The 22,235-nt window shown below is 68.5% G+C and carries 17 protein-coding genes; 6 read left to right on the forward strand and 11 right to left on the reverse strand.

Annotated features, from left to right (window positions below; translation table 11 throughout):
• Positions 1 to 19: 19 nt before the first annotated feature.
• From MJ602_RS04350 to MJ602_RS04365, 4 genes are all read right to left on the reverse strand, one after another.
• Complete coding sequence (locus MJ602_RS04350) at positions 20 to 934, reverse strand: NAD(P)-dependent oxidoreductase (RefSeq protein ID WP_243019564.1); 915 nt, start codon at positions 932 to 934, stop codon at positions 20 to 22.
• Between the two features lie 154 nt (positions 935 to 1,088).
• Positions 1,089 to 2,225, reverse strand: coding sequence for a PilT/PilU family type 4a pilus ATPase (locus tag MJ602_RS04355; protein ID WP_162017613.1), 1,137 nt, complete (start codon positions 2,223 to 2,225; stop codon positions 1,089 to 1,091).
• Between the two features lie 39 nt (positions 2,226 to 2,264).
• Positions 2,265 to 2,900 carry a cyclic nucleotide-binding domain-containing protein gene (locus tag MJ602_RS04360; RefSeq protein ID WP_162017612.1) on the reverse strand — a complete coding sequence of 212 codons (636 nt, stop codon included), beginning with the start codon at positions 2,898 to 2,900 and terminating at the stop codon, positions 2,265 to 2,267.
• Positions 2,901 to 2,960: 60 nt separating this feature from the next.
• Entirely contained in the window at positions 2,961 to 4,004 is a 1,044-nt protein-coding gene (locus MJ602_RS04365) for a PilT/PilU family type 4a pilus ATPase (protein ID WP_162017611.1), read from the reverse strand.
• A gap of 36 nt (positions 4,005 to 4,040) precedes the next feature.
• Between MJ602_RS04365 and MJ602_RS04370 the strand changes: the two genes are divergently transcribed.
• Positions 4,041 to 4,772: a YggS family pyridoxal phosphate-dependent enzyme gene (locus tag MJ602_RS04370; RefSeq protein ID WP_243019566.1), complete on the forward strand. Its 732-nt coding sequence runs from the start codon at positions 4,041 to 4,043 to the stop codon at positions 4,770 to 4,772.
• A gap of 59 nt (positions 4,773 to 4,831) precedes the next feature.
• On the opposite strand, the gene ltaE is transcribed toward MJ602_RS04370, so the two are convergent.
• From ltaE to MJ602_RS04385, 3 genes are read right to left on the reverse strand one after another with little or no spacing between them, the layout of a single operon-like run.
• Entirely contained in the window at positions 4,832 to 5,899 is a 1,068-nt protein-coding gene (ltaE, locus tag MJ602_RS04375; RefSeq protein WP_243019567.1) for a low-specificity L-threonine aldolase, read from the reverse strand.
• 59 nt (positions 5,900 to 5,958) lie between these two features.
• Positions 5,959 to 7,200: a branched-chain amino acid ABC transporter substrate-binding protein gene (locus tag MJ602_RS04380; RefSeq protein ID WP_243019568.1), complete on the reverse strand. Its 1,242-nt coding sequence runs from the start codon at positions 7,198 to 7,200 to the stop codon at positions 5,959 to 5,961.
• On the reverse strand, positions 7,197 to 7,925 hold the full coding sequence (locus MJ602_RS04385; RefSeq protein ID WP_243019570.1) for a TetR/AcrR family transcriptional regulator: 729 nt from the start codon (positions 7,923 to 7,925) through the stop codon (positions 7,197 to 7,199). The genes MJ602_RS04380 and MJ602_RS04385 overlap by 4 nt, the downstream gene beginning before the upstream one ends.
• A 119-nt stretch (positions 7,926 to 8,044) precedes the next feature.
• Here MJ602_RS04385 and MJ602_RS04390 point away from each other — a divergent pair, with 119 nt between their 5' ends.
• The 4 genes from MJ602_RS04390 (at position 8,045) to MJ602_RS04405 (ending at position 15,010) form a co-directional block, all read left to right on the forward strand.
• Complete coding sequence (locus MJ602_RS04390; RefSeq protein WP_243019572.1) at positions 8,045 to 9,652, forward strand: AMP-binding protein; 1,608 nt, start codon at positions 8,045 to 8,047, stop codon at positions 9,650 to 9,652.
• A 244-nt stretch (positions 9,653 to 9,896) separates the two neighbouring features.
• Positions 9,897 to 13,202 carry a carboxyl transferase domain-containing protein gene (locus MJ602_RS04395; RefSeq protein ID WP_243019574.1) on the forward strand — a complete coding sequence of 1,102 codons (3,306 nt, stop codon included), beginning with the start codon at positions 9,897 to 9,899 and terminating at the stop codon, positions 13,200 to 13,202.
• 129 nt (positions 13,203 to 13,331) lie between these two features.
• Entirely contained in the window at positions 13,332 to 14,462 is a 1,131-nt protein-coding gene (locus MJ602_RS04400; RefSeq protein ID WP_243019576.1) for an aminotransferase class V-fold PLP-dependent enzyme, read from the forward strand.
• Between the two features lie 11 nt (positions 14,463 to 14,473).
• Complete coding sequence (locus tag MJ602_RS04405) at positions 14,474 to 15,010, forward strand: methylated-DNA--[protein]-cysteine S-methyltransferase (protein ID WP_243019578.1); 537 nt, start codon at positions 14,474 to 14,476, stop codon at positions 15,008 to 15,010.
• A 72-nt stretch (positions 15,011 to 15,082) separates the two neighbouring features.
• Here MJ602_RS04405 and MJ602_RS04410 read toward each other — a convergent pair whose 3' ends face one another.
• The 3 genes from MJ602_RS04410 to amaB form a co-directional block, all read right to left on the reverse strand.
• Positions 15,083 to 16,774, reverse strand: a complete 1,692-nt coding sequence (locus MJ602_RS04410) for a thiamine pyrophosphate-binding protein (protein WP_243019580.1) — start codon at positions 16,772 to 16,774, stop codon at positions 15,083 to 15,085.
• Complete coding sequence (locus MJ602_RS04415; protein ID WP_243019582.1) at positions 16,764 to 17,939, reverse strand: NAD(P)/FAD-dependent oxidoreductase; 1,176 nt, start codon at positions 17,937 to 17,939, stop codon at positions 16,764 to 16,766. Before MJ602_RS04415 ends, MJ602_RS04410 begins: the two co-directional genes overlap by 11 nt.
• Before the next feature lie 175 nt (positions 17,940 to 18,114).
• The gene (gene amaB / locus MJ602_RS04420) at positions 18,115 to 19,647 is read right to left on the reverse strand and encodes an L-piperidine-6-carboxylate dehydrogenase (RefSeq protein WP_243019584.1); all 1,533 of its coding nucleotides are present in this window, start codon (positions 19,645 to 19,647) and stop codon (positions 18,115 to 18,117) included.
• A 155-nt stretch (positions 19,648 to 19,802) separates the two neighbouring features.
• Here amaB and MJ602_RS04425 point away from each other — a divergent pair, with 155 nt between their 5' ends.
• Positions 19,803 to 20,705: a LysR family transcriptional regulator gene (locus tag MJ602_RS04425; protein ID WP_243019586.1), complete on the forward strand. Its 903-nt coding sequence runs from the start codon at positions 19,803 to 19,805 to the stop codon at positions 20,703 to 20,705.
• Here the strand turns inward: MJ602_RS04425 and MJ602_RS04430 are convergent.
• Positions 20,681 to 22,168: an FAD-linked oxidase C-terminal domain-containing protein gene (locus MJ602_RS04430; protein WP_243019587.1), complete on the reverse strand. Its 1,488-nt coding sequence runs from the start codon at positions 22,166 to 22,168 to the stop codon at positions 20,681 to 20,683. The two genes, MJ602_RS04425 and MJ602_RS04430, sit on opposite strands and share 25 nt — an antisense overlap.
• Positions 22,169 to 22,235: the final 67 nt, after the last annotated feature.

A 22,235-nucleotide genomic window follows, 5' to 3' on the forward strand; every position in this document is an offset into this window, starting at 1 on the left:
TGGCGGCGCATCCCACTCCCTAGCGCAGTCGTTTGATCAGGCTGGACGTGTCCCAGCGCTTGCCGCCCATTTGCTGCACGTCGCCATAGAACTGGTCCACCAGCGCGGTCACGGGCAGCCGAGCACCATTGCGTTGTGCTTCGGCCAGCACCAGGCCCAGATCCTTGCGCATCCAGTCCACAGCAAAGCCAAAGTCAAATTGGTCGGCCACCATGGTATTTCCGCGGTTGTCCATCTGCCAGCTTTGGGCGGCACCCTTGCCAATCACGTCCAGCACCAGGGGCATGTCCAGGCCAGCGCGCTGACCAAAGGCAATGGCCTCTGAAAGGCCCTGCACCAACCCGGCAATGCAGATCTGGTTGACCATCTTGGTGAGTTGGCCGGCGCCCGAGGTGCCCATGCGCGTGAAGGCGCGCGAAAATGCCATGGCCACGGGTTGCACGGAATCAAAGGCCTCGGGGTCGCCACCGCACATCACGGTCAACAGCCCATTCTGTGCTCCTGCCTGACCACCGGACACTGGTGCGTCGATGAACTGCAGACCCAGGGCACGGGCTGCACCATACAGCTCACGTGCCACTTCGGCCGATGCCGTGGTGTGGTCCACAAAAATACTGCCCGGCGCCATGCCGGCAAAGGCTCCGTCTGCCCCCAGCGTCACGGAGCGCAAGTCCTCGTCGTTGCCCACGCAGCAAAACACAATGTCCGCCCCTTGCGCCGCCAGCCGGGGGGTGTCCGCCTGTTGCGGGTTCGCCGTTTGGCCAAACTCCACGCACCAGGCCTGGGCCTTGGAAGCGGTGCGGTTGAACACGGTGACCGAATGCCCGGCCATTGCCAAATGGCCGGCCATGGGGTAGCCCATCACGCCCAGTCCCACAAAGGCGACCTTGCGCGAAGGGGTGGCGTCGTAGTTGCGAGGATTGGTGCTTGGCATGTGATGGCTCTTGCAAGAAAGACGGTACCGGGAGAAAGGCGCGTGGCCCAGGCCCGCGGACACTGTGGAGCTGGCATCCCCAGGCTACTGGCGGGAACCCCTTTCCCGGCCATCGCCGAGGGAAGGGGGGAGGGCGCGTAGCGCCCAGGGGGTGTCAGACAATCGCGAAATGTTCGGTGCCCGAAGCCAGGTCCGCACTCTTGGCGCGCTGGCTGGAGAGCTTGATCTGCAGACGCAGGTCGTTGAGGGAGTCGGCGTTGCGCAGCGCGTCTTCGTAGCTGATGACGTTGGACTCGAACAAATCGAACAGCGACTGGTCGAAGGTCTGCATGCCCAGGTTGCGGCTCTTCTTCATGATTTCCTTGATCTCGGCCACTTCGCCCTTGAAGATCAGGTCGGCAATGAGCGGGGTGTTGAGCATCACTTCCACCGCAGCCGCGCGCCCCTTGCCATCCTGCTTGGGGATCAAGCGCTGGGAGATCATGCCGCGCAGGTTGAGCGACAGGTCCATCAGCAACTGCGCGCGGCGCTCTTCCGGGAAGAAGTTGATGATCCGGTCCAGGGCCTGGTTGGCACTGTTGGCGTGCAGGGTGGCCAGGCACAGGTGGCCGGTTTCGGCAAAGGCCACGGCATGTTCCATGGTCTCGCGGTCGCGGATTTCGCCCATCAGAATCACGTCGGGTGCTTGGCGCAGCGTGTTCTTGAGTGCGGCTTCCCAGCTGTCGGTGTCCAGGCCCACTTCGCGCTGTGTGACCACGCAGTTTTTGTGTGGATGCACAAATTCGACCGGGTCTTCCACCGTGATGATGTGGCCGAAGGAGTTTTCGTTGCGCCAATCCACCATGGCGGCCAGCGAGGTCGATTTGCCCGAGCCCGTGGCACCCACAAAGATGCACAGCCCACGCTTGGTCATGGCCACTTCCTTGAGCACCTGGGGCAGACCCAGACCGTCAATGGTGGGCAGCGTCAGCGGAATCACCCGCAGCACCATGCCCACGCGCCCTTGCTGGATGAATGCATTGACACGGAAGCGACCGATGCCCGAGGGCGAAATGGCGAAATTGCATTCCTTGGTGCGCTCAAACTCGGCTGCCTGCTTGTCGCTCATGATGGAGCGGGCCAGCGTCAGCGTGTGGTTGGGCGTGAGCGCCTGGGGTGATACCTTGGTGATCGCTCCGTCCACCTTGATGGCAGGCGGAAACTCAGCCGTGATGAACAGGTCGCTGCCGTTGCGGCTCACCAGCAGCTTCAGCAGATCGTTGATGAACTTACTCGCCTGATCGCGTTCCATCTGTGTGTCTCCCTCCGAGGGTGCTAACGGGTCAGGGGTTTACTTTTGGTTCTCGCTCAGCCGCGCGCTCACGGCACGCAGCCGCAGCGACAGCTTGCGTGCCAGCAGCGCCACCAGACTGGCGGCCAGTTGCGGGTCCTTGACCATCATGTCGTCCATGCCCTCGGCACTGAGCACGGCGACTTCGCAATCGGTCAGCGTGGTGCAGGCAGAGAAGCGGATGCCGCTGTCCAGCAAGGACATCTCTCCGAGGATGTCGCCAGGGCGGGTTTCTGCCAGACGCAACTGCTCACCCCAGGGCTGCAGTCGATCCACCGCGATGGTGCCCGACAGCAGCACGATCATGAAATTGCCGTACTCGTCCTGACGGATCAGATCGCGGTTGGGCGGCACCTGGGCAAACTCGAAGAAGTTCTCCATGCGCCGCACAGCGTCCTGGTCCAGGTGCGCCATGTACTTGTCCTTGGACCACAGTGCCTGCAGCAGCTTGCCGCCCTTGCTGGCGGGCAGGCGCTTGGCGCCCACCTCCACGGCGCGAGCCTCCCAGGGCACCAGCATCGCCGGATCGACACCCTGGTTGGCAAAGGCCGTGGAAAAGAAAACGGAATCGCTGTGGTCTTGCTGTGGCTTGTTGTTGCGCGAAGACATGCGCAACAGACCAAGAATGCCTTTCATGGGGTGCTCCAGTGGGCCGCGCGCGGCCGGTGTCTGTGGATCGGAACGGCTGGGGGACGTTTAGCCAGGGAAGTTTTCCGGCATCTTTGCCTTGGCGCGGGCTTCGGCCGGGCTGATGATGTTGCGGCGCACCAGATCGGTGAGGTTCTGGTCCAGCGTCTGCATACCCACGCTGTTGCTGGTCTGGATGGTCGAGTACATCTGCGCCACCTTGGCCTCACGGATCAGGTTGCGGATGGCGCTGGTGCCCAGCATGATTTCGTGCGCGGCCACGCGGCCCGAGCCGTCCTTGAGCTTGCACAGCGTTTGCGAGATCACGGCCTGCAGCGATTCGGACAACATGGCCCGGACCATTTCCTTTTCTTCGGCGGGGAACACGTCGATGATCCGGTCGATGGTCTTGGCGGCGCTGGACGTGTGCAGCGTGCCGAAAACCAAGTGGCCCGTTTCAGCGGCCGTCATGGCCAGGCGGATGGTTTCCAGGTCGCGCATTTCGCCCACCAGAATGGCGTCCGGGTCCTCGCGCAGCGCAGAGCGCAGGGCAGCGGCGAACGACAGCGTCATCGGCCCCACCTCGCGCTGGTTGACCAGGCACTTCTTGGACTCGTGCACGAACTCGATCGGATCCTCGATGGTGAGGATGTGGCCGTACTCGGTTTCGTTGAGGTGGTTGACCATGCCCGCCAGCGTGGTGGACTTGCCCGAACCCGTGGGGCCGGTCACCAGCACCAGCCCGCGCGGCTTGAGCGCCAGGTCGGCGAAGATCTTGGGCGCGTTGAGCTGCTCCAGCGTGAGGATCTTGCTCGGAATCGTCCGGAACACGGCAGCCGCGCCGCGGTTCTGGTTGAATGCGTTCACGCGGAAACGCGCCAGGCCCTCGATCTCGAACGAGAAGTCCACCTCCAGGAATTCTTCGTAGGTCTTGCGCTGCGAGTCGCTCATGATGTCGTACACCATGGCGTGCACTGTCTTGTGGTCCAGCGCTTCGACATTGATGCGCCGCACGTCGCCGTGCACACGGATCATGGGTGGCAATCCCGCAGAGAGGTGCAGGTCCGATGCTTTGTTCTTGACGCTGAAGGCCAGCAGTTGGGTAATGTCCACGGTTCCCTCTGACGTTTGGTACGCTCGACAGCCATTATGACCACGATTGCCGACAAGCTCCAACAGGTACAGCACCGGGTGGCACAGGCCTGCGAGCGTGCCGGGCGCGACCCGGCCAGCGTTCTGTTACTGGCTGTATCCAAAACCTTCGGGCCCGATGCCGTGCTCGAAGCCGCCCGCGCCGGGCAACACGCCTTTGGCGAAAACTACCTGCAGGAAGCCGTAGAAAAAATGGCGGCACTGCGCCAGATGGGCGCGCCCACCCTGCAATGGCACTGCATTGGGCCGGTGCAAAGCAACAAGACCCGGCTGGTGGCCGAGCACTTTGATTGGATGCATACCGTGGACCGGCTCAAGGTCGCCCAGCGCCTGTCGGACCAGCGTCCGGCCCATCTGCCGCCACTGCAGGTCTGCATCCAGATCAATGTGGACGGGGGCGCCAACAAGTCGGGCGTGGCCCCGCAGGAGGCCCTGGCCTTGGCGCAAAGCGTGGCGGTCTTGCCACAGTTGTGCCTGCGCGGGCTGATGAGCATCCCGGAACCGGCCACGGGTTTTGATGCGCAATACGCCCTGCATCTGCGCGCGCGCGAGGTGTTCGACACCATCCGCGCCAGCGGTCTGCCGGGCCTGGCGGGTTTTGACACCCTGTCCATGGGCATGACGGACGACCTGGACGCCGCCATCGCGGCCGGCAGCACTATGGTGCGGGTGGGCACCGGCATCTTTGGTCGCAGGGCGCGGCCGGAGGCCTCAGACACGCCTATTTGAGGCCGCGCCACAGAGCCTGTCCGCACGGCAGGTGATGCGAGCGGAATCCATCGCAAGAATCAGGCTGTGCCAAAGCGCTGAACGCACTCCAGCGTCTGCGCCACATCCTGCGGCCCCACATCCAGGTGCGTGACCCAGCGCAGCCGCGTCTGCCCGCCATAGAGGCTGCTGGTCACGCGCACACCATGCTGGGCCAGCCAGGCCGTGAATGCAGGCGCCACGTCGGCGTGCACGTCGGTGAACAGGATGTTGGTGTGCGCCGAGGCCACGGCCAGGCGCCCTTGCAGCACCGGGTGGCCGCGCCCGGCCTCGGCCAGGCCGGCGGCCAGCTGCCGTAGCAGGGCGTGGTCGTCGGCGAGGCGGCGCACATGGTGCTGCAGCGCATGCTGCCCGGCGGAGGCCAGCAGGCCGCACTGGCGCATGGCGCCGCCCAGGATCTTGCGCGTGCGCCTGGCCTGGTGGATGAAATCGGCACGGCCCAGCAGCAGCGAGCCCACGGGCGCGCCCAGGCCCTTGCTCAGGCACAGCGATACCGTGTCGAAGTGCTGGCAGATGGCACGTGCCTCGTCGTACACGTCGGTGCCATGCGCCTCGGCGTTGGCCGTGGCGGCGTTGAACAGGCGCGCGCCGTCCAGGTGCAGGGCCAGGCCGCGCGAGCGCGCCAGTTGCGCCACCTCGGCGATGTAGGGCGTGGGCAGCACCTGACCGCCGGTGGTGTTCTCCAGCACCACCAGGCGGGTGCGCGCGAAATGCGGGTCGTCGGGCTTGATGGCGGCGGCGATGTCGGCCAGGCGCAGCGTGCCGTCGGCTTGTGTTTCCACCGGCTGGGGCTGGATGGAGCCCAGCACCGCCATGCCGCCACCCTCCCAGCGGTAGGTGTGCCAGCTCTGGCCCACGATGGCCTCGTCGCCGCGCTGGCAGTGGCCCATGAGGGCGATCAGGTTGGTCTGCGTGCCCGAGGGCGCGAACAGCGCGGCCTCGAAGCCCAGCAGTTGCGCCGCATGCTCCTGCAGTGCGTTGACGGAGGGGTCGTCGCCGAACACGTCGTCGCCCAGTGGCGCGGCCTGCATGGCCGCGCGTATGGCGGGTGTGGGCTGGGTGACGGTGTCGCTGCGGAAGTCGGGCATGGGTGGTTCTCTCGTGAAGAAGCCGCCCATGGTATCGGCCGGCGTGCCGGAGTGCAGGATCAGGGCCTTGCCATCTTGCAGTCCGTGCCCTGCGCCAGTTCGTTGCCGGTGTAGGCGGCGTCGGTGCGGAAGCCGTAGTTCGTGCCTTCCCAGCCCACTTTCACCGCCTTGCCGTCCACCGGGGCGATGGTGTTGACCACCTGGGGCAGCAGTAGCTGGTGGTCGTCGCCGCGCATGCGCACCGGGCCGACCACGGAGTCGAGCGTGAGGTCTTCCAGGGCGCGCGCGATCTTCACCGGGTCGGTGGACTGGGCCTTGTTGATCGCGGCGGCCAGGAAGCGCGGCGTCATTTCGATGCGCGGCGCCAGGAAGTCCTTGCCCGTCTTGGCCTTGTAGGCCTTGGCCAGCGCATCCACCTTGGGCGTTTCGGCCTGGCCGGGGTGCCACTCGGCCACCCAGGTGAGTTGCCCCAGCTTGGCCTGCGACACTGCCAGCACCGTGCCGGGCACCGAGCCCGCGCTGTGGTTGAAGTAGCGCAGGTTGTAGCCTGCGTCGCCCGCTGCCTTGAGCAGCAGCACCATGTCCTGGCCCCAGTTGCCGGTGATGACCGAGTCGGCCTCGGTGCTCTTGATCTTGGCCACATAGGGCGCAAAGTCCTTCACGCGGCCGATGGGGTGCAGGGCCTCGCCGGTGAACTGGATGTCGGGCCGCGCCAGGCCCACCAGCTCGCGGCCGTAGTGCGCCCACTGCTTGCCGTGCGCGTAGTCCTGGTTCAGCAGGTAGACCTTCTTGATGTCCGGCTGCTTCTTGATGTAGTTGGCGATGGCCTTCATCTTCATGGCCGTGTTGGCCTCGAACTGGAAGTGCCAGAAGCTGCAGGCCTTGCCGGTCAGCTCGGGGTCGATGGAGGAGTGGTTGAGCACCAGGATCTCCTTGCCCGGGTTGCGCTGGTTGTGGCGTGCGGCCGCCTGCACCAGCGCCGTGACCACCGACGAGCCCGAGCCGCCCGTGACGATGGCGCGCGCGCCCTGGTCGATGGCGGCCTGCAGCGCGCTCTGGCTTTCCTGTGCCGAGAGCTTGCTGTCGAACTGCAGCAACTGCAGCTTGGTGCCCTTGAGCACGCCGCCCTTGGCGTTGATGTCCTCCACCGCGTACTGTGTGTGCGTGAGCATCAGCTCACCCACGTTGGCGAACGGGCCCGAGAGCGGATCGATGTAGGCGATCTTGAAGGTGTCCTGGGCCGATGCGGCGCCGGCGCACAGCAGGGCTGCGGCGGCGAGCGGGGTGAACAAGGCTTTCATGGGTTTGTCTCCGTGGGTGGTTGGGTGTGGGTGGCGGGGCGCGCGGGCCGCCGACGCGCCGTGCGCAGGCCCAGCACGCGCCAGGCCAGTTGCGAGAGTTCGCGCACCACTTCGGCCGGCGACAGGCGCCCGTCGGGCCGGTACCAGTGGTACAGGAAGCCCGGCAGGCTGCAGGCGGCTTGCGCGGTCAGGCGCGTTTCCTTGAAGTCGAGCATGCCGTCCGCGCGGGCCTCTTCCATCAGCGCGCAGAGGCGTTCATAGAAGTGGTTGGCCAGTTTCTTCTGCATGGCCAGGTATTCGGGGCGGAACACCTGCGGCTCGCGGTACGGGAAGAAGGCCGCCGGGTGGTGCTCGATGGTGGCGCGGATCAGCCGCTCCATGCCCTCGGTGACCTTGACATGCGCGGGGCGGCGGTCGTCCTCGGGGAAATCCATGGCCGTGAAGCAGGCCACGGAGGGGCGCCAGCACAGCGTCTCGAAGATTTCCTGCTTGTTGTGGAAGTAGTAGTAGACGTAGGGCTTGGTCACGCCGAGCTGCTGCACGATCTGCTCCATCGTGGTGTGGGCGTAGCCCTGCCGGTCAAACAGCGCCTCGGCGGCCTGGAGGATGCGCTCGCGCTTCTCGTCCGTGCTGGGCGTGCTCGCCTTCTGGCGGCCGCGCGCCTTCACGGGCGGCGTGCCCAGCGCGCCGGGCGCGGTGCTTGGTGTCGCTTTGGTTATACCCATGGGTAGCATTGTTCTACCGAGCGGTATATATTGGCAAGACGCTGGCCGGTGCTTGGCCTTATGGCAAACCCTGACGTGGCACCGAGAACCGGCGGTTTTTGACACTCTGGAGACACCCCATGGCCCCCAACGCCGCCCTGCTGCCCCTGCACGAACACCTGCGTCGCCACGCGCGCGCCACCCCGGACCGCGCCGCCTACCTCTGGTACGGCCGCGCCATCACCTGGGCGGAGCTGGACGCCGCCAGCGACGCCTTCGCCGCGCGCCTGCAGGCGCTGGGCGTGCAAAAGGGCGAGCCCGTGGCGCTGTTCATGAACAACTGCCCGCAGTACCTCATGGCGCACTACGGCATCCAGAAGATCGGCGCCATCGTCTGCCCCTGCGGGCCGCTGAACAAGGAGCACGAGCTGCAGTACCAGCTCGACGACCTGAAGGCGCGCGTGATCGTCGCCGCCGACGTGCTGCTGCCCGTGGTGGAGCAGGTGCGCGCGCAGACGGCTCTGCAGCATGTGTTCGTGGTGCGCTACGCCGACCTGCTGCCGGGCGGCGAGCCCAGCATCACCGTGCCGGCCGAACTGCTGGCCATGCGCGCCAGCGCGGCACCGATGCCCGCGGGCTGCGAGGACTTCCTCGCCACCGTGCGCGCGGGCGGCCAGCCGGCGCCCGTGGAGCTGTCCATGGACGACGTGGCGCTCATGACCTACACCTCGGGCACCACCGGGCTGCCCAAGGGCGCCATGCTGAGCTACGAGAACGCGCGCTACAAGACGGCGGCCTCGGCCGACTGCAACGGCATGTCGGCCGGCGAGGTGCTGCTGGCCGTGGCGCCGCTGTACCACATCGCCGGCATGGTGATGGGCGTGAACCTGCCGGTCTACACCGGCTCCACCTGCGTGCTGCTGTATCGCTTCGACCCCCTGGGCGTGGCCCAGGCGCTGGAGCGCCACCGCATCACCTGGTGGTACAGCATTGCGCCGATGAACGGCGCGCTCATGCAGGTGCCCGGCGCGCGCGACATGGACTGGAGCGCGCTGCGCCGCAACCCGGTGACGAGTTTCGGCATCACCTTCACCGAGCAGTTGGCGCAGCAGTGGCGCCAGTTCGCGCCCAACTGCGTCTCGCACGAGGCGGCCTACGGCCTGAGCGAGACGCACACGGTGGACACCGCCATGCCGGTGGACGCCATCCGCTGGGGCACGCAGGGCAAGCCCGTGCCGGGCAACCAGATCCGCATCGTCGACCCCGACACCGGCGCGCCGCTGCCGGTCGGCACCGTGGGCGAGATCACCATCCAGGGCCCCGGCAACTTCAAGGGCTACTGGAACAAGCCCGAGGCCGCCGCGGCCACCTTGCGCAATGGCTGGGTGCACACGGGCGACATGGGCCAGATCGATGCGGACGGCTACCTCACCTTCATCGGCCGCTTCAAGGAAATGATCAAGGTCTCGGGCTACAGCGTATTCCCCGAAGAGGTCGAAACCATCCTCATCAAGCACCCCGCCGTGGCCCAGGCCGCAGTGATCGGCGTGCCCGACGCCGAGAAGGGCGAGGTGGTGCGCGCCTTCATCGTGAAGAAGCCGGGGCAGGAGGTGGAGGCCGCCGCGCTCGTCGCCTGGTGCCGCGAGAACATGGCGTCCTACAAGGCACCGCGCGAGGTGCGCTTCATCGCCCAGCTCCCCGCCACGGGGGCGGGCAAGGTGCTGCGGCGCATGTTGAAGGATGAGTGACACCCCCTGTGGCGCTGCGCGCCTTCCCCCCGCTCTCGCAGCGCTGCGCGCTGCGGGCAGGGGGGCGCTCCCGGCGCACGCAAGCGAAGCGCCGCCTGGGCCGCTTGGCGGCCCTTGCGCGGCTGCCCTGGCCTGGGCAGCGCCTGCTTCATGCGCAGCGCCATGAACCAATGAGCTACAAGCGAAATCGGCTTCTAGCGCTTATGCATCAAGCGCTGGCAGCTATCAGAACAGAAGCAGAACCATGAACACGCCGGTCTTTTCCAAAGTCCTGATCGCCAACCGTGGCGAGGTGGCGCTGCGCATCGCGCGCGCCCTGCACGACCTGGGCATTCCCAGTGTCGCGGTGTACGCCGACGACGATGCCGGTGCGCCGCATGTGCAGGCGGCCACCGAGGCCGTTGCGCTCGGCGCCACGGGCCCGGCGGCCTACCTCGACGGTGCGCGGCTCATCGCCCTGGCGCGCGAGCGCGGCGTGGACGCCGTGCACCCTGGCTACGGCTTCCTGAGCGAGCGCGCCGACTTCGCCCAGGCCTGCCAGGCGGCGGGCCTGCGCTTCATCGGCCCCACGCCGGTGCAGCTCACGCTGTTCGGCGACAAGGCCCAGGCGCGCGCGCTGGCGGCGCGCTGCGGCGTGCCGCTGATGCCGGGCACGCAGCACGAGGTCACGCTCGAAGAGGCCCAGGCCTTCTGGCGCGCGCAGCAGGGGGATGGGCAGGGCGCAGGCATCGTCATCAAGGCCATTGGCGGCGGTGGCGGGCGCGGCATGCGTGCCCTGCAGTCGGCGGCCGAATTGCCCGCCGCCTATGAGACCTGCCGCCGCGAGGCGCAGGCCGCCTTCGGCGTGGCGGGCGTGTACGTCGAGCGCCTGATGGTGAACGCGCGCCATATCGAGGTGCAGGTGCTGGGCGACGGCGTGGACGTGGTCGCGCTGGGCGAGCGCGAATGCACGCTGCAGCGGCGCTTCCAGAAGCTGGTGGAGATCGCGCCCAGCCCGTCGCTGCCCGAGGCCTTGCGCCAACGCATCATCCAGGACGCCCTGGCCATGGCGCGCGAAGTGCGCTACGAGGGTCTGGGCACTTTCGAGTTCCTGGTGGACCTGGCGTCCAGCGACCTGCCCTACGTCTTCATCGAATGCAACCCGCGCCTGCAGGTCGAGCACACCATCACCGAGGAGGTGACGGGCGTGGACCTGGTGCAGGCGCAGATTGCATTGGCGGCCGGCCGCCACCTGCAGGGCCTGGGCCTGGACCCGGCGCAGCCGCCGCGCGCGCAGGGCCATGCCATCCAGTGGCGCATCAATGCCGAAACGCTGGATGCCCAGGGCCAGGCCCAGCCGGGTAGCGGCACCATCGCGCGGCTGGCGCTGCCCACGGGGCCGGGCGTGCGCGTGGACACGCACGCAGTGGCGGGCCGGGCGCCCTCGCCGCACTACGACACGCTGCTGGCCAAGCTCATCGTCTCCACGCGCAGCGGCAGTTTTGCCGACGTGCTGCGCCGCTCGCAGCGCGCGCTGGCCGAGTGCCGCATCGACGGCCTGGCGACCAACGTCGCGCTGCTCCAGGCCCTGGCCCAGAGGCCCGAGATGGAACGCCAGCAGGTGCATACGCGCTGGGTGGAAGAGGTGCTGCCCGCGTTGCTCGATGCTTCCAAAACCATAGCTGCTGGCGCTTTACAGATAAGCGCTGCAGGCCAAAATCATTCAAAACTAGAAGTGCCCTCCGAGGACGCCGACCCGCATGCCGTGCGCGCCCCCATGCCCGCGCGCCTGGTGCAGTACGCCGTGGCCGAGGGCGACGTGGTGGCGGCGGGCGCCGAGCTGGCCGTGCTCGAAGCCATGAAGATGGAGCATGTGCTGCTCGCGCCGCACGCGGGCCGCGTGCTGGACCTCGCCGCCGCGCCCGGTGCCTACGTGGCGCAGGGCCACAAACTGCTGGCGCTCGAACCCGTGCACGATGCCGCGCTGGATGCCGCCGGGCCGGAGGCGACGCAGGACCCCAGCCACATCCGCGCCGACCTGCAGCGCGTGATCGACCGCCACGCCTTCACGCTCGACGCGAACCGCCCGGCCGCCGTGGCCAAGCGCCACGCGCAGGGCCAGCGCACGGCGCGCGAGAACATCGCCGACCTGTGCGACGCGGGCAGCTTCATCGAATACGGCCAGCTTGCCGTGGCCGCGCAGGCGCGCCGCCGCAGCATGGAGGACCTGATCGCCAACACCCCGGCCGATGGCATGGTGACGGGCATCGGCGCGGTCAACGGCGCGCAGTGCGGCGAGGAGAAAGCGCGCACCGTGGTCATGGCCTACGACGCCACCGTGCTCGCCGGCACCCAGGGCGCGCGCAACCACGCCAAGACCGACCGCATGCTGGGCATTGCGCTCGACCAGCAACTGCCCGTGGTGCTGTTCGCCGAGGGCGGCGGCGGGCGCCCGGGCGACACCGACATCCCCGTGGTCGCGGGCCTGCATGTGCACACCTTCGCCAGCCACGCCGCGCTGTCGGGCCAGGTGCCCGTGGTCGGCATCGCGGCGGGGCGCTGCTTCGCCGGCAACGCCGCGCTGCTGGGCTGCTGCGACGCCATCATCGCCACGCGCGCCAGCAACATCGGCATGGGCGGCCCGGCCATGATCGAGGGCGGCGGCCTGGGCGTGTTCAAGCCCGAGCAGATCGGTCCCAGCCACGTGCAGCACGCCAACGGCGTGATCGACGTGCTGGTCGAGGACGAACGGGAAGCCGTGGCTGCCGCGCGCCACTACCTGTCGTTCTTCCAGGGGCGCTTCTCGCAATGGACCGCTCCCGATCAGCGCGCCTTGCGTACAGTGGTGCCCGAGAACCGCCTGCGCGTGTACGACACGCGCGCCGCCATGGCAGGCCTGGTGGACGAGGGCAGCCTGCTGATGCTGCGCACGGGTTTTGGCGCCGGCATCCACACGGCTTTTGGGCGCATCGAGGGCCGCCCCGTGGGCCTGATCGCCAACAACCCGTTGCACCTGGGCGGCGCCATCGACGCGCCGGCCGCCGACAAGGCCGCGCGCTTCATGCAGTTGTGCAACGCGCACGGCCTGCCGCTCGTGAGTCTGGTGGACACGCCCGGCTTCATGGTCGGCCCCGAGGTCGAGCAGACGGCCCAGGTGCGCCATGTGAGCCGCCTGTTCGTCACCGCCGCGCACCTGCGCGTGCCGTTCTTCAGCGTGGTGCTGCGCAAGGGCTACGGCCTGGGCGCCATGGGCATGGCGGCCGGGGGCTTCCATGCGCCGGTGTTCACCATCGCCTGGCCCACGGGCGAGTTCGGCGCCATGGGGCTGGAGGGGGCGGTGCGCCTGGGTTTCCGCAAGGAGCTCGAAGCCCTGCCCGAGGGCCCCGAGCGCGACGCGCTGTTCCAGAAGCTCGTGGCCAAGCAGTATTCCAATGGCGAGGCCATGCACATGGCCGCCACGCTGGAGATCGACGCCGTCATCGACCCGGCGGAAACGCGCGCCTGGCTGGCGCGCGGCCTGGCCTCGGCGCGCGTGGGAGCATTGGGGCCGCGCTTCATCGACACCTGGTGAGAAGGCCCGCCCGCCCGTGGGGCGGTGCCCTTCAGGGCCGGTGGCCCGTGCTAAGCTGAAATGCTTTGATGCCGCGCCGGGCCATCCGCCGGGCGCGGCCTTTCGCTTTCCCAAGAACGGAGTACCCCCATGCCCGGCCTTCTGCCCGACATCGATCCTGACGGCTTGCTCGAATTCTCGGTGGTCTACACCGACCGCGCGCTCAACCACATGTCCAAGCGCTTCACCGGCGTCATGCAGGACATCCTGGCCACGCTCAAGGAGGTCTACCACGCCCACACCGCCGTGCTCGTGCCGGGCAGCGGCACCTTCGGCATGGAGGCCGTGGCGCGCCAGTTCGCCAACAAGCAAAAAGTGCTGATCGTGCGCAACGGCTGGTTCAGCTTCCGCTGGAGCCAGATTTTTGATGCCGACATCGGCCTGGGCGGCGGCGCCGTGGTCTGCAAGGCTCGCAAGCAGGGCGAAGGCCCGCAGGCGCCCTGGGCACCGTGCCCGGCCGAGGAAGTGGCCGCTACCATCCGCGCCGAGCGGCCCAAGGTGGTGTTCGCGCCGCATGTGGAGACGGCCAGCGGCATCATCCTCTCCGACGACTACATCCGTACCGTGAGCGCCGCCGCGCACGACGTGGGCGCGCTGTTCGTGCTCGACTGCATCGCCTCCGGTGCCATGTGGGTGGACATGCAGGCCACCGGCGTGGACGTGCTCATCAGTGCGCCGCAAAAGGGCTGGAGCGGCTCGCCCTGCTGCGCCATGGTGATGCTGTCCGAGCGCGCGCGCCAGGCCATCGAGGGCACGACGAGCAGCAGCTTCTCGTGCGATCTGAAGAAGTGGATGCAGATCGCCGAGGGCTACGAAAAAGGCCAGCACGCCTACCACACCACCATGCCCACCGACGCGTTGGTGCGTCTGCGCGACGTGATGCTGGAGACCCGGGAGTACGGCTTCGAGAAAGTACGCCAGGAGCAGATCGAACTGGGCGCCCAGGTGCGCGCGCTGCTGGAAAGCAAGGGCTTCCCCAGCGTGGCGGCCGAGGGCTGGAAGGCGCCCGGCGTGGTGGTCAGCTACACCACGGACCCCGGCATCCAGAACGCCAGCAAGTTCGCCGCCGTGGGCCTGCAGACGGCCTCGGGCGTGCCGCTGCAGTGCGACGAGGGGCCGGACTTCAAGAGCTTCCGCATCGGCCTGTTCGGCCTGGAGAAGTGGCACAACGTGGAGCGCACGGTGGGGCATTTGCGCACCGCGCTCGACCGTATCGCCTGACCCCCCGGCCCATGGCCTTGCTCTCGCGCCAGCTCTCCACCCCCTTGGGTGAGATGCTGGCCGTGGCCTCGCCCCAGGGCCTGTGCTTGCTCGAATTCGTGGGCCAGGGCGGCGTGCAGCGCGAGCTGGCCCAGGTCGAGGCCGCGCGCGGCGGCCCGGTGCAACCGGGCGGCAACGCGGTGCTGGCGCAGGCGGCCCTCGAACTCGCCGAATATTTCGCCGGACAGCGCCAGTGCTTTGGCGTGCCGCTGGACCTGGTGGGCACGCCCTTCCAACTCAGCGCCTGGCAGGCCCTGCTGGCTATCCCCTGCGGGCAGACGCGCAGCTACGCCGAACAGGCCCGCGCCATCGGCCGCCCCAGCGCCGCGCGCGCCGTGGCGGCGGCCAATGGGCAGAACAAGGTCTCCATCATCGTGCCCTGCCATCGTGTGATCGGCAGCGACGGCAGCCTCACCGGCTTTGGCGGCGGCCTGCCGCGCAAGCGGGCGCTGCTGGCGCTGGAGGGTGGTGCGGCCCAGCGGGATTGGGTGGCCGAGGGTTTTGAATGAAATGGGCCTCCAGCGCTCAATTGATAAGCGCAAGTAGCTATTAAATAAATAGCAATCTGTGCTTGCTGGGTTTCAGCTTCCCCGTATCTGGCTCAACGACCTGGTGGGCGTGATCGCCTCGGGGTCGATCAGGCAGTGCAGCAACACCGGCAGGCGCGTGGCCTGGGCCTGTGCGCGCAGGCGCTCCAGCGCCGGGGCGAAGTCCTCGGTGCGTTCCACGCGCGCGCCGTGGCCGCCGAAGGCGCGGGCGTAGGCCGCGAAATCGGGGTTCTGCAAGGCCGTGCCGCTGACGCGGTGCGGGTACTCGCGCTCCTGGTGCATGCGGATGGTGCCGTACATGCCGTTGTCCAGCAGCACCACGATGACCGGTAACCGGTACTGCACGGCAGTGGCGAATTCCTGGCCGTGCATGAGGAAGTCGCCGTCCCCCGCGAACACCACCACCGTGCGCTCGGGCCACAGGCGCTGCGCGCCCACGCCGGCCGGCAGGCCGTAGCCCATGCTGCCGCTGGTGGGCGCGAGCTGCGTGCCGAACTGGCGGAACGGCCAGAAGCGGTGCACCCAGGTGGCGAAGTTACCCGCGCCGTTGCAGAAGATGGTGTCTTGCGGCAGCACCGCGCGCAGGTGCTGCATCACCGCGCCCATTTGCAGGTCGCCCGGGATGCGGATGGGGGCCGGATCGCTCCAGGCCTGGTAGGCAGCGTGCGCTGCCTGCACGGCCTGCTGGCGCTCGGCGCTGGGCGCTTGCGTGGGTTGCGCGGGCAGCGCGGCGCAGAAGGCCGTGGGCGTAGCGTTGATGGGTAGCTGCGCCTGGTACACACGGCCGAGTTCATCGGGGTCGGGGTGCACGTGCACCAGCGGGATCTGCGGCGTGGGGATGTCGAGCAGGGTGTAGCCCTGCGAGGGCACTTCCGACAGGCGCCCGCCCACGAGCAGCAGCAGGTCGGCCGCGCGGATGCGCGCCAGCAGCGCGGGGTTCACGCCCAGGCCCAGGTCGCCCGCGTAGCAGGGGTGTTGGTGGTTGAACAGCATCTGCCGCCGGAAAGAGCAGGCCACGGGCAGGGCGTGGGCGGCGGCGAAGTCCTGGAAGCGCGCCACGGCCTCGGCATCCCAGCGGCTGCCGCCGACGATGGCGACCGGGTTGCGTGCCTGTTGCAGCAGTTCCAGCACGCGCTCCATTTGCGCCGGTGCGGGCGCGGTCGCTATGGGCTGGAGCGCGCGCGCGTCGGAAACCTCGGCGCGCTCGACCAGCATGTCCTCGGGCAGGGCCACGACCACCGGGCCGGGGCGCCCGCTGCAGGCCACGCTGAAGGCGCGCGCCACGATCTCGGGCAGGCGGCGTGCGTCGTCCACCTCGGTGGCCCACTTGGCCAGCGGGCCGAAGGCGGCGCGGTAGTCCACTTCCTGGAAAGCCTCGCGCCCGCGCGCGCCGCGCTCGATCTGGCCGACGAACAGCACCAGGGGCGTGGAGTCCTGCATGGCGATGTGCACGCCCGCCGCCGCGTTGGTGGCGCCGGGGCCGCGCGTGACGAAGCACACGCCGGGCCGCCCGGTGAGCTTGCCATGCGCCTCGGCCATCATGGCCGCGCCGCCTTCCTGGCGGCAGACGGTCAGTGTGATGGGCGCGTCGTGCAGCGCGTCGAGCACGGCCAGGTAGCTTTCGCCGGGCACGCAGAAGATGTGCTGCAAGCCGTGCAGCACAAGCTGATCGACCAGGATCTGGCCGCCGGTGCGGAGCAGGGTGGGGGTGGGTTCAGATGACATTGCGTTCGAGCAGGGGGCGGTTGTCGAGAAGGCGCTGGAAGGCCAGGGGTTCCAGGTCCAGCGTTTGCCAGCGGCCGGTGAGGATGAGTTCGGCCAGCCCGCGCCCGACGGCTGGGCACTGCTGCAGGCCGTGGCCCGAGAAGCCGTTGGCAAAGTAGAGGTTGTCGCAGGCCGGATGCCAGCCGACGATGGCGTTGTGGTCGAACGCATTCATCTCGTAGTAGCCCGCCCAACTGCTGTGCAGGCGCAGCGCCTCGAAGGCTGGGATGCGCTCGGCCAAGGTGGGCCAGACATGGTCCTCGAAAGCGGCGTGGTCCGGGTCCAACGGTGCATCGTCGGGGTCTTCGTCTTCGGGTGGGGCGTAGCCCGCGATGAAGCCGGTGCCCTCGGGCCGCAGCCAGATGCCCGAGGGGTCGATGAGCAGCGGGCAGCCGGGCAGCGCCTCGGGGCAGGTGAAGTGGAACACCGTGCGCCGTTTGCCAAACACCGGCAGGTCAATGCCCAGCCACTGCGCCACCGGGCGCGCCCAGGCGCCTGCGGCGTTGACCACGGCGCAGCATTCCAGCCGCTGGCCATCCGCCAGGCGCAGCGCACGGATGTGCTGCACGCCGCCGCTGGTCTGCGTATCCACGCCCACCGCCTCGGCCTGCACGTAGCGCACGCCCTGGGCCTGGGCCTTGCGCCGCAGGGCCTGCAGCAGGCAGTAGCCGTCGAACCAGCCCTCGGCTGACAGGCCCAGCGAACCGAGCGAGACGCCGTCCGTGGAGAGCCAGGGGAAGCGCTCGCGGAGCTGCCCGGGTGTGAGCAAGGCCACGTCGGCGCCCATGCCGCGCTGCACCGCATGGTTGTCGCGCAGCACGGCCTCGCCCGCGGTGCTGGCCAGGTACAGGTAGCCCGCTTCGACCAGGCCGATGTCGGGCTGTTCCCCATGCACCTGCAAACGCGCGCCGATGTCGCGCAGGAATTCGATGCCGAACTGCGAGATGGCAATGTTGATCGGGCTGGAGAACTGCTGCCGGATCGAGCTGGCCGACAACGCCGACGAGGCGCGTGCGTAGCTGGGGTCGCGCTCGACCACGATGACCTGGCAGTCCGGGCGCTGTTGCGTCAGGAAAAAGGCAATAGCGCTGCCAATGGCGCCGCCGCCGATGATGGCGATGTGCATCTTCGAGTTTTCCTTGTGTGCTTACTGTGCGCGGCCTTGCTGCTCGCATGGCCCAGGCTAGTGGCCGCCGCGCAAGGGCCGTCCCGCCGCGCTGGCGGCGTCCCCCTTCCCGCAGGGCGAAGCACTGCGAGAGAAGGGGGAAGTGGCGAAGCCACTCAGGGGGATGTACTTCATCCTAGACGTCGAAGCGCACGCCTTGTGCGAGCGGCAGCGCATCGCTGTAGTTGATGGTGTTGGTGGCGCGGCGCATGTAGCCCTTCCAGGCGTCGGAGCCCGATTCGCGGCCGCCACCGGTTTCCTTCTCGCCACCGAAGGCCCCGCCGATCTCGGCGCCCGAGGTGCCGATGTTCACGTTGGCAATGCCGCAGTCGCTGCCCGTGCTGGAGAGGAAGCGCTCGGCCTCGCGCAGGTCGGTGGTGAAGATGGCCGACGACAGGCCCTGCGGCACGCCGTTCTGCAAGGCGATGGCTTCTTCCAGGCTGGTGCAGGTCAGCACATAGAGGATGGGCGCGAAGGTCTCGTGCTGCACCACGGCGCTTTGCGCGGGTATGCGCACCAGGGCCGGGCGGGCGTACCAGGCGTCCTCGCCCAGCGCGGCGCATTCGCGCTCGCCGCCGTGCACGGTGCCGCCCTGTTCGCGCGCCTGGGCGAGGGCACTCTGCATTTGCTCAAAAGACGCGCGGTCCACCAGCGGGCCGACGAGCACGCCGTCCTCCAGCGGGTCGCCCACGCGCACGCTGGCGTAGATTTTTTCCAGCCGTGCCAGCAGCGGCGCGGCCACGTCGCGGTGCACGATGAGGCGGCGCAGCGTGGTGCAGCGCTGGCCCGCCGTGCCCACGGCGGCGAAGGTGATGGCGCGCGCGGCCAGCTCCAGGTCGGCGCTGGGCATCACCACCATGGCGTTGTTGCCGCCCAGTTCCAGAATGCTGCGGCCAAAGCGCTGTGCCACGTCCACCGCCACGGCGCGGCCCATGCGCGTGCTGCCGGTGGCGCTCACCACGGGCACGCGCGGCGAGCGTGCCAGCAGCTCGCCCATCTCGCGCCCGCCCAGCAGCAGCGTGGCCAGGCCGTCGGGGGCGGCCACGCCTTGTTCGGCGGCAAACTCATCCAGCGTCTGCTGCAGCAGGTGGTGGCAGGCAATGGCGCACAGCGGGGTTTTTTCGGATGGCTTCCACGCCACGGCGTTGCCGCACACCAAGGCCAGCGCGGTGTTCCAGGCCCACACGGCCACCGGGAAGTTGAAGGCCGAGATCACACCCACCACGCCCATCGGGTGCCAGGTTTCCATCATGCGGTGGCCGGGGCGCTCGCTGGCGATGGTCAGGCCGTGCAGTTGGCGCGACAGGCCCACGGCGAAGTCGCAGATGTCGATCATCTCCTGCACCTCGCCCAGCCCTTCGGAGCGCACCTTGCCGGCCTCCAGCGACACCAGCAGGCCCAAGGCCTCCTTGTGCTGGCGCAGCTTCTGGCCCAGGCGGCGCACCAGTTCGCCGCGCACTGGGGCGGGCACGGCGCGCCACTGCAGGAAGGCGGCGTGCGCGCCCTCGATGAGCGCCTGGGCCTGCGCGCTGGTGTGGCTGGCGAGCTGGGCGTACACGGCGCCGTCGCGCGGTGCGCGCACGCTCAGGCCCTGGCCTTGCCAGGGGGCCAGGTCCAGGCCCAGTTGCTGCAAAACGGTGTCGAAAAGGGTGCGGGAGGAAACGGTCATGGACGGCCAGAAAGATGAAACAAAGAAAGAGCCCCGGCGGTACCCCATGCAGGGGGGAGCAGGCAGGGCATGGCGTTCATGGTAATTGCGTTCAGTGCACGCAACAACTGCTTTATCCTCCAGGGTTGTTGAGTTTTACGAATATTAAAAAAGCCATGCGCAAGGACATCCCCAGCCTCGGGGTGCTGCAGGCCTTCGAGGCATCGGCGCGGCTGCAGAGCTTTTCGCGTGCGGCCGAGGAGCTGGCGCTCACGCCCAGCGCGGTGAGCCGCCATGTGGCGGCGCTCGAAGCGCGCCTGGGCGTGACGCTGTTCCTGCGCACGCGCCGCCGCCTGCTGCTGACCGACACCGGCCGCAGCTACGCTGCGCGCATCCGCCTGCACCTGGAGCAGATCGAGCGCGACACGCAGGAAATCCGCGTGGGCCGCGAAGAAGGCTATGTGCTGCACCTGGCGGTGGTGTCCACCTTCTGTACGCAGTGGCTCATTCCGCGCCTGCCGCAGTTTGCGGCGCTGCACCCCCGCATCACGCTCAACCTGTCGGTGCGCTCGGAGGTTTTCGCCTTTGACGAGAGCGGCTTCGACGCCGCCATTTACTACGGTGACCGGCTCTGGCCCGATACCCAGGGCTGCATGGTGGTGCCCGAGGGGCCTTGCGTGCCCGTGTGCAGCCCGCAGTACGCCGCCGCCCACGCGCTGCACGACGAAGCCGCCTGGCTGCACTGCCCGCACCTCACCCTGGCCTCGCGCGCCAACGCCTGGCGCGACTGGTACGCCGCACGCGGCTGGCACTACACGCTGCACGCCTCGCGCGGGCCGCGCCACGAGCTGTTTTCCATGGTCATGGCAGCGGCAGTCGCCGGTCTGGGCGTGGGCCTGGTGCCGCTGTTGCTGGCGCAGGAGGTCATCGATGGCGGGCGGCTGGTGCAGGCGCACCCGCAGGAGCTTGCGGGCACGCAGGGCTACTGGTTTGTGCAGCCGCAGCACCGGCCGGGGTCGGATGCACTGCAGGCGTTGCGCGACTGGCTGGAGACTCAGGCCCGGCTGAGCGCGCCCTGAACTGCCTTCATCATGCCCATGTCGCCGCAGCGGTTGGGCGCGGGGATGACCTTGCCGGGGTTGAGCAGGGCTTGGGGGTCGAAGGCGTGCTTGAGGCGCTCCATCTGCTCCAGCTCCGCGTCGGTGAACTGTTCGCGCATGCTGGCGAGCTTTTCCACGCCCACGCCGTGCTCGCCGGTGATGGCACCGCCGAAGGCCACGCTGGTCTTCATGATGTCGGCGCCGAACTGCTCGGCGCGGTGCAGCTGGTCGGCGTCGTTGGCATCGAACAAAATCAGCGGGTGCAGGTTGCCGTCGCCCGCATGGAACACGTTGCAGCAGCGCAGGCCGTAGTTCTTCTCCATGTCCTGGATGGCCAGCAGGATGTCGGCCAGGCGCTTGCGCGGGATGGTCGAGTCCATGCACATGTAGTCAGGGCTGATGCGGCCGCTGGCGGGGAAAGCGTTCTTGCGCCCGCTCCAGAAGCGCATGCGCTCGGCCTCGCTCTGGCTCACGGCCAGGGCGGTGGCGCCGGCGCTCTGCAGCACGGCGCTCATGCGGCCGATTTCCTCTTCCACCTCTTCGGGTGTGCCGTCGCTTTCGCACAGCAGGATGGCCTCGGCCGTGAGGTCGTAGCCCGCGTGCACATAGTCTTCCACGGCGGCGGTCATGGGCTTGTCCATCATCTCCAGCCCGGCGGGGATGATGCCCGCGGCAATCACCGCAGCCACGGCGTCGCCCGCCTTGCGCACGCTGTCGAAGCTGGCCATGATGCAGCGCGCCAGTTGGGGCTTGGGCACGAGCTTGACGGTGACCTCGATGGCCACGGCCAGCATGCCCTCGCTGCCGATCACGGCGGCCAGCAGGTCGTAGCCGGGCGCGTCGAGCGCTTCGCTGCCAAAGGTGACTTCCTCGCCCTCGGCGGTGAAGCCACGCACGCGCATCACGTTGTGCACCGTCAGGCCGTATTTCAGGCAGTGCACGCCGCCCGAGTTTTCGGCAATGTTGCCGCCGATGGTGCAGGCGATCTGGCTGCTGGGGTCGGGCGCGTAATACAGGCCGTAGGGCGCGGCGGCCTCGCTGATGGCCAGGTTGCGCACGCCGCACTGCACCCGCGCGGTGCGGCTGGCGGGGTCGATCGCCAGGATGCGGTTGAAGCGCGCCAGCGACAGGATCACCCCCATGGCATGCGGCATGGCCCCACCCGACAGGCCTGTGCCGGTGCCGCGTGCCACCACGGGCACGCCCAGGCGGTGGCAGGTGCGCAAGACGGCCTGCACCTGGGCCTCGGTCTCGGGCAGGCACACCGCCAATGGGCGCTGGCGGTAGGCCGTGAGGCCGTCGCATTCGTAGGGGGTGGTGTCCTCGGTGTGCCACAACAGGGCCTGCGCGGGCAGCACCTGCAGCAAGGCCTGCACCACCTGGTCCTGGCGGGCGGCGCGCTCCTGGGGGCTGGGGGCAGCGGTGGGAAGGGGGGCGTTCATGGGCGCCACTGTAGTCCCATCGGCATCCCGCTGCATGGATGCTTTTTGCAGGGCGCCGTGAAACGCC

This window comes from Simplicispira sedimenti, from assembly GCF_022760965.1.
Taxonomy (GTDB): Bacteria; Pseudomonadota; Gammaproteobacteria; order Burkholderiales; family Burkholderiaceae_C; genus Simplicispira; species Simplicispira sedimenti.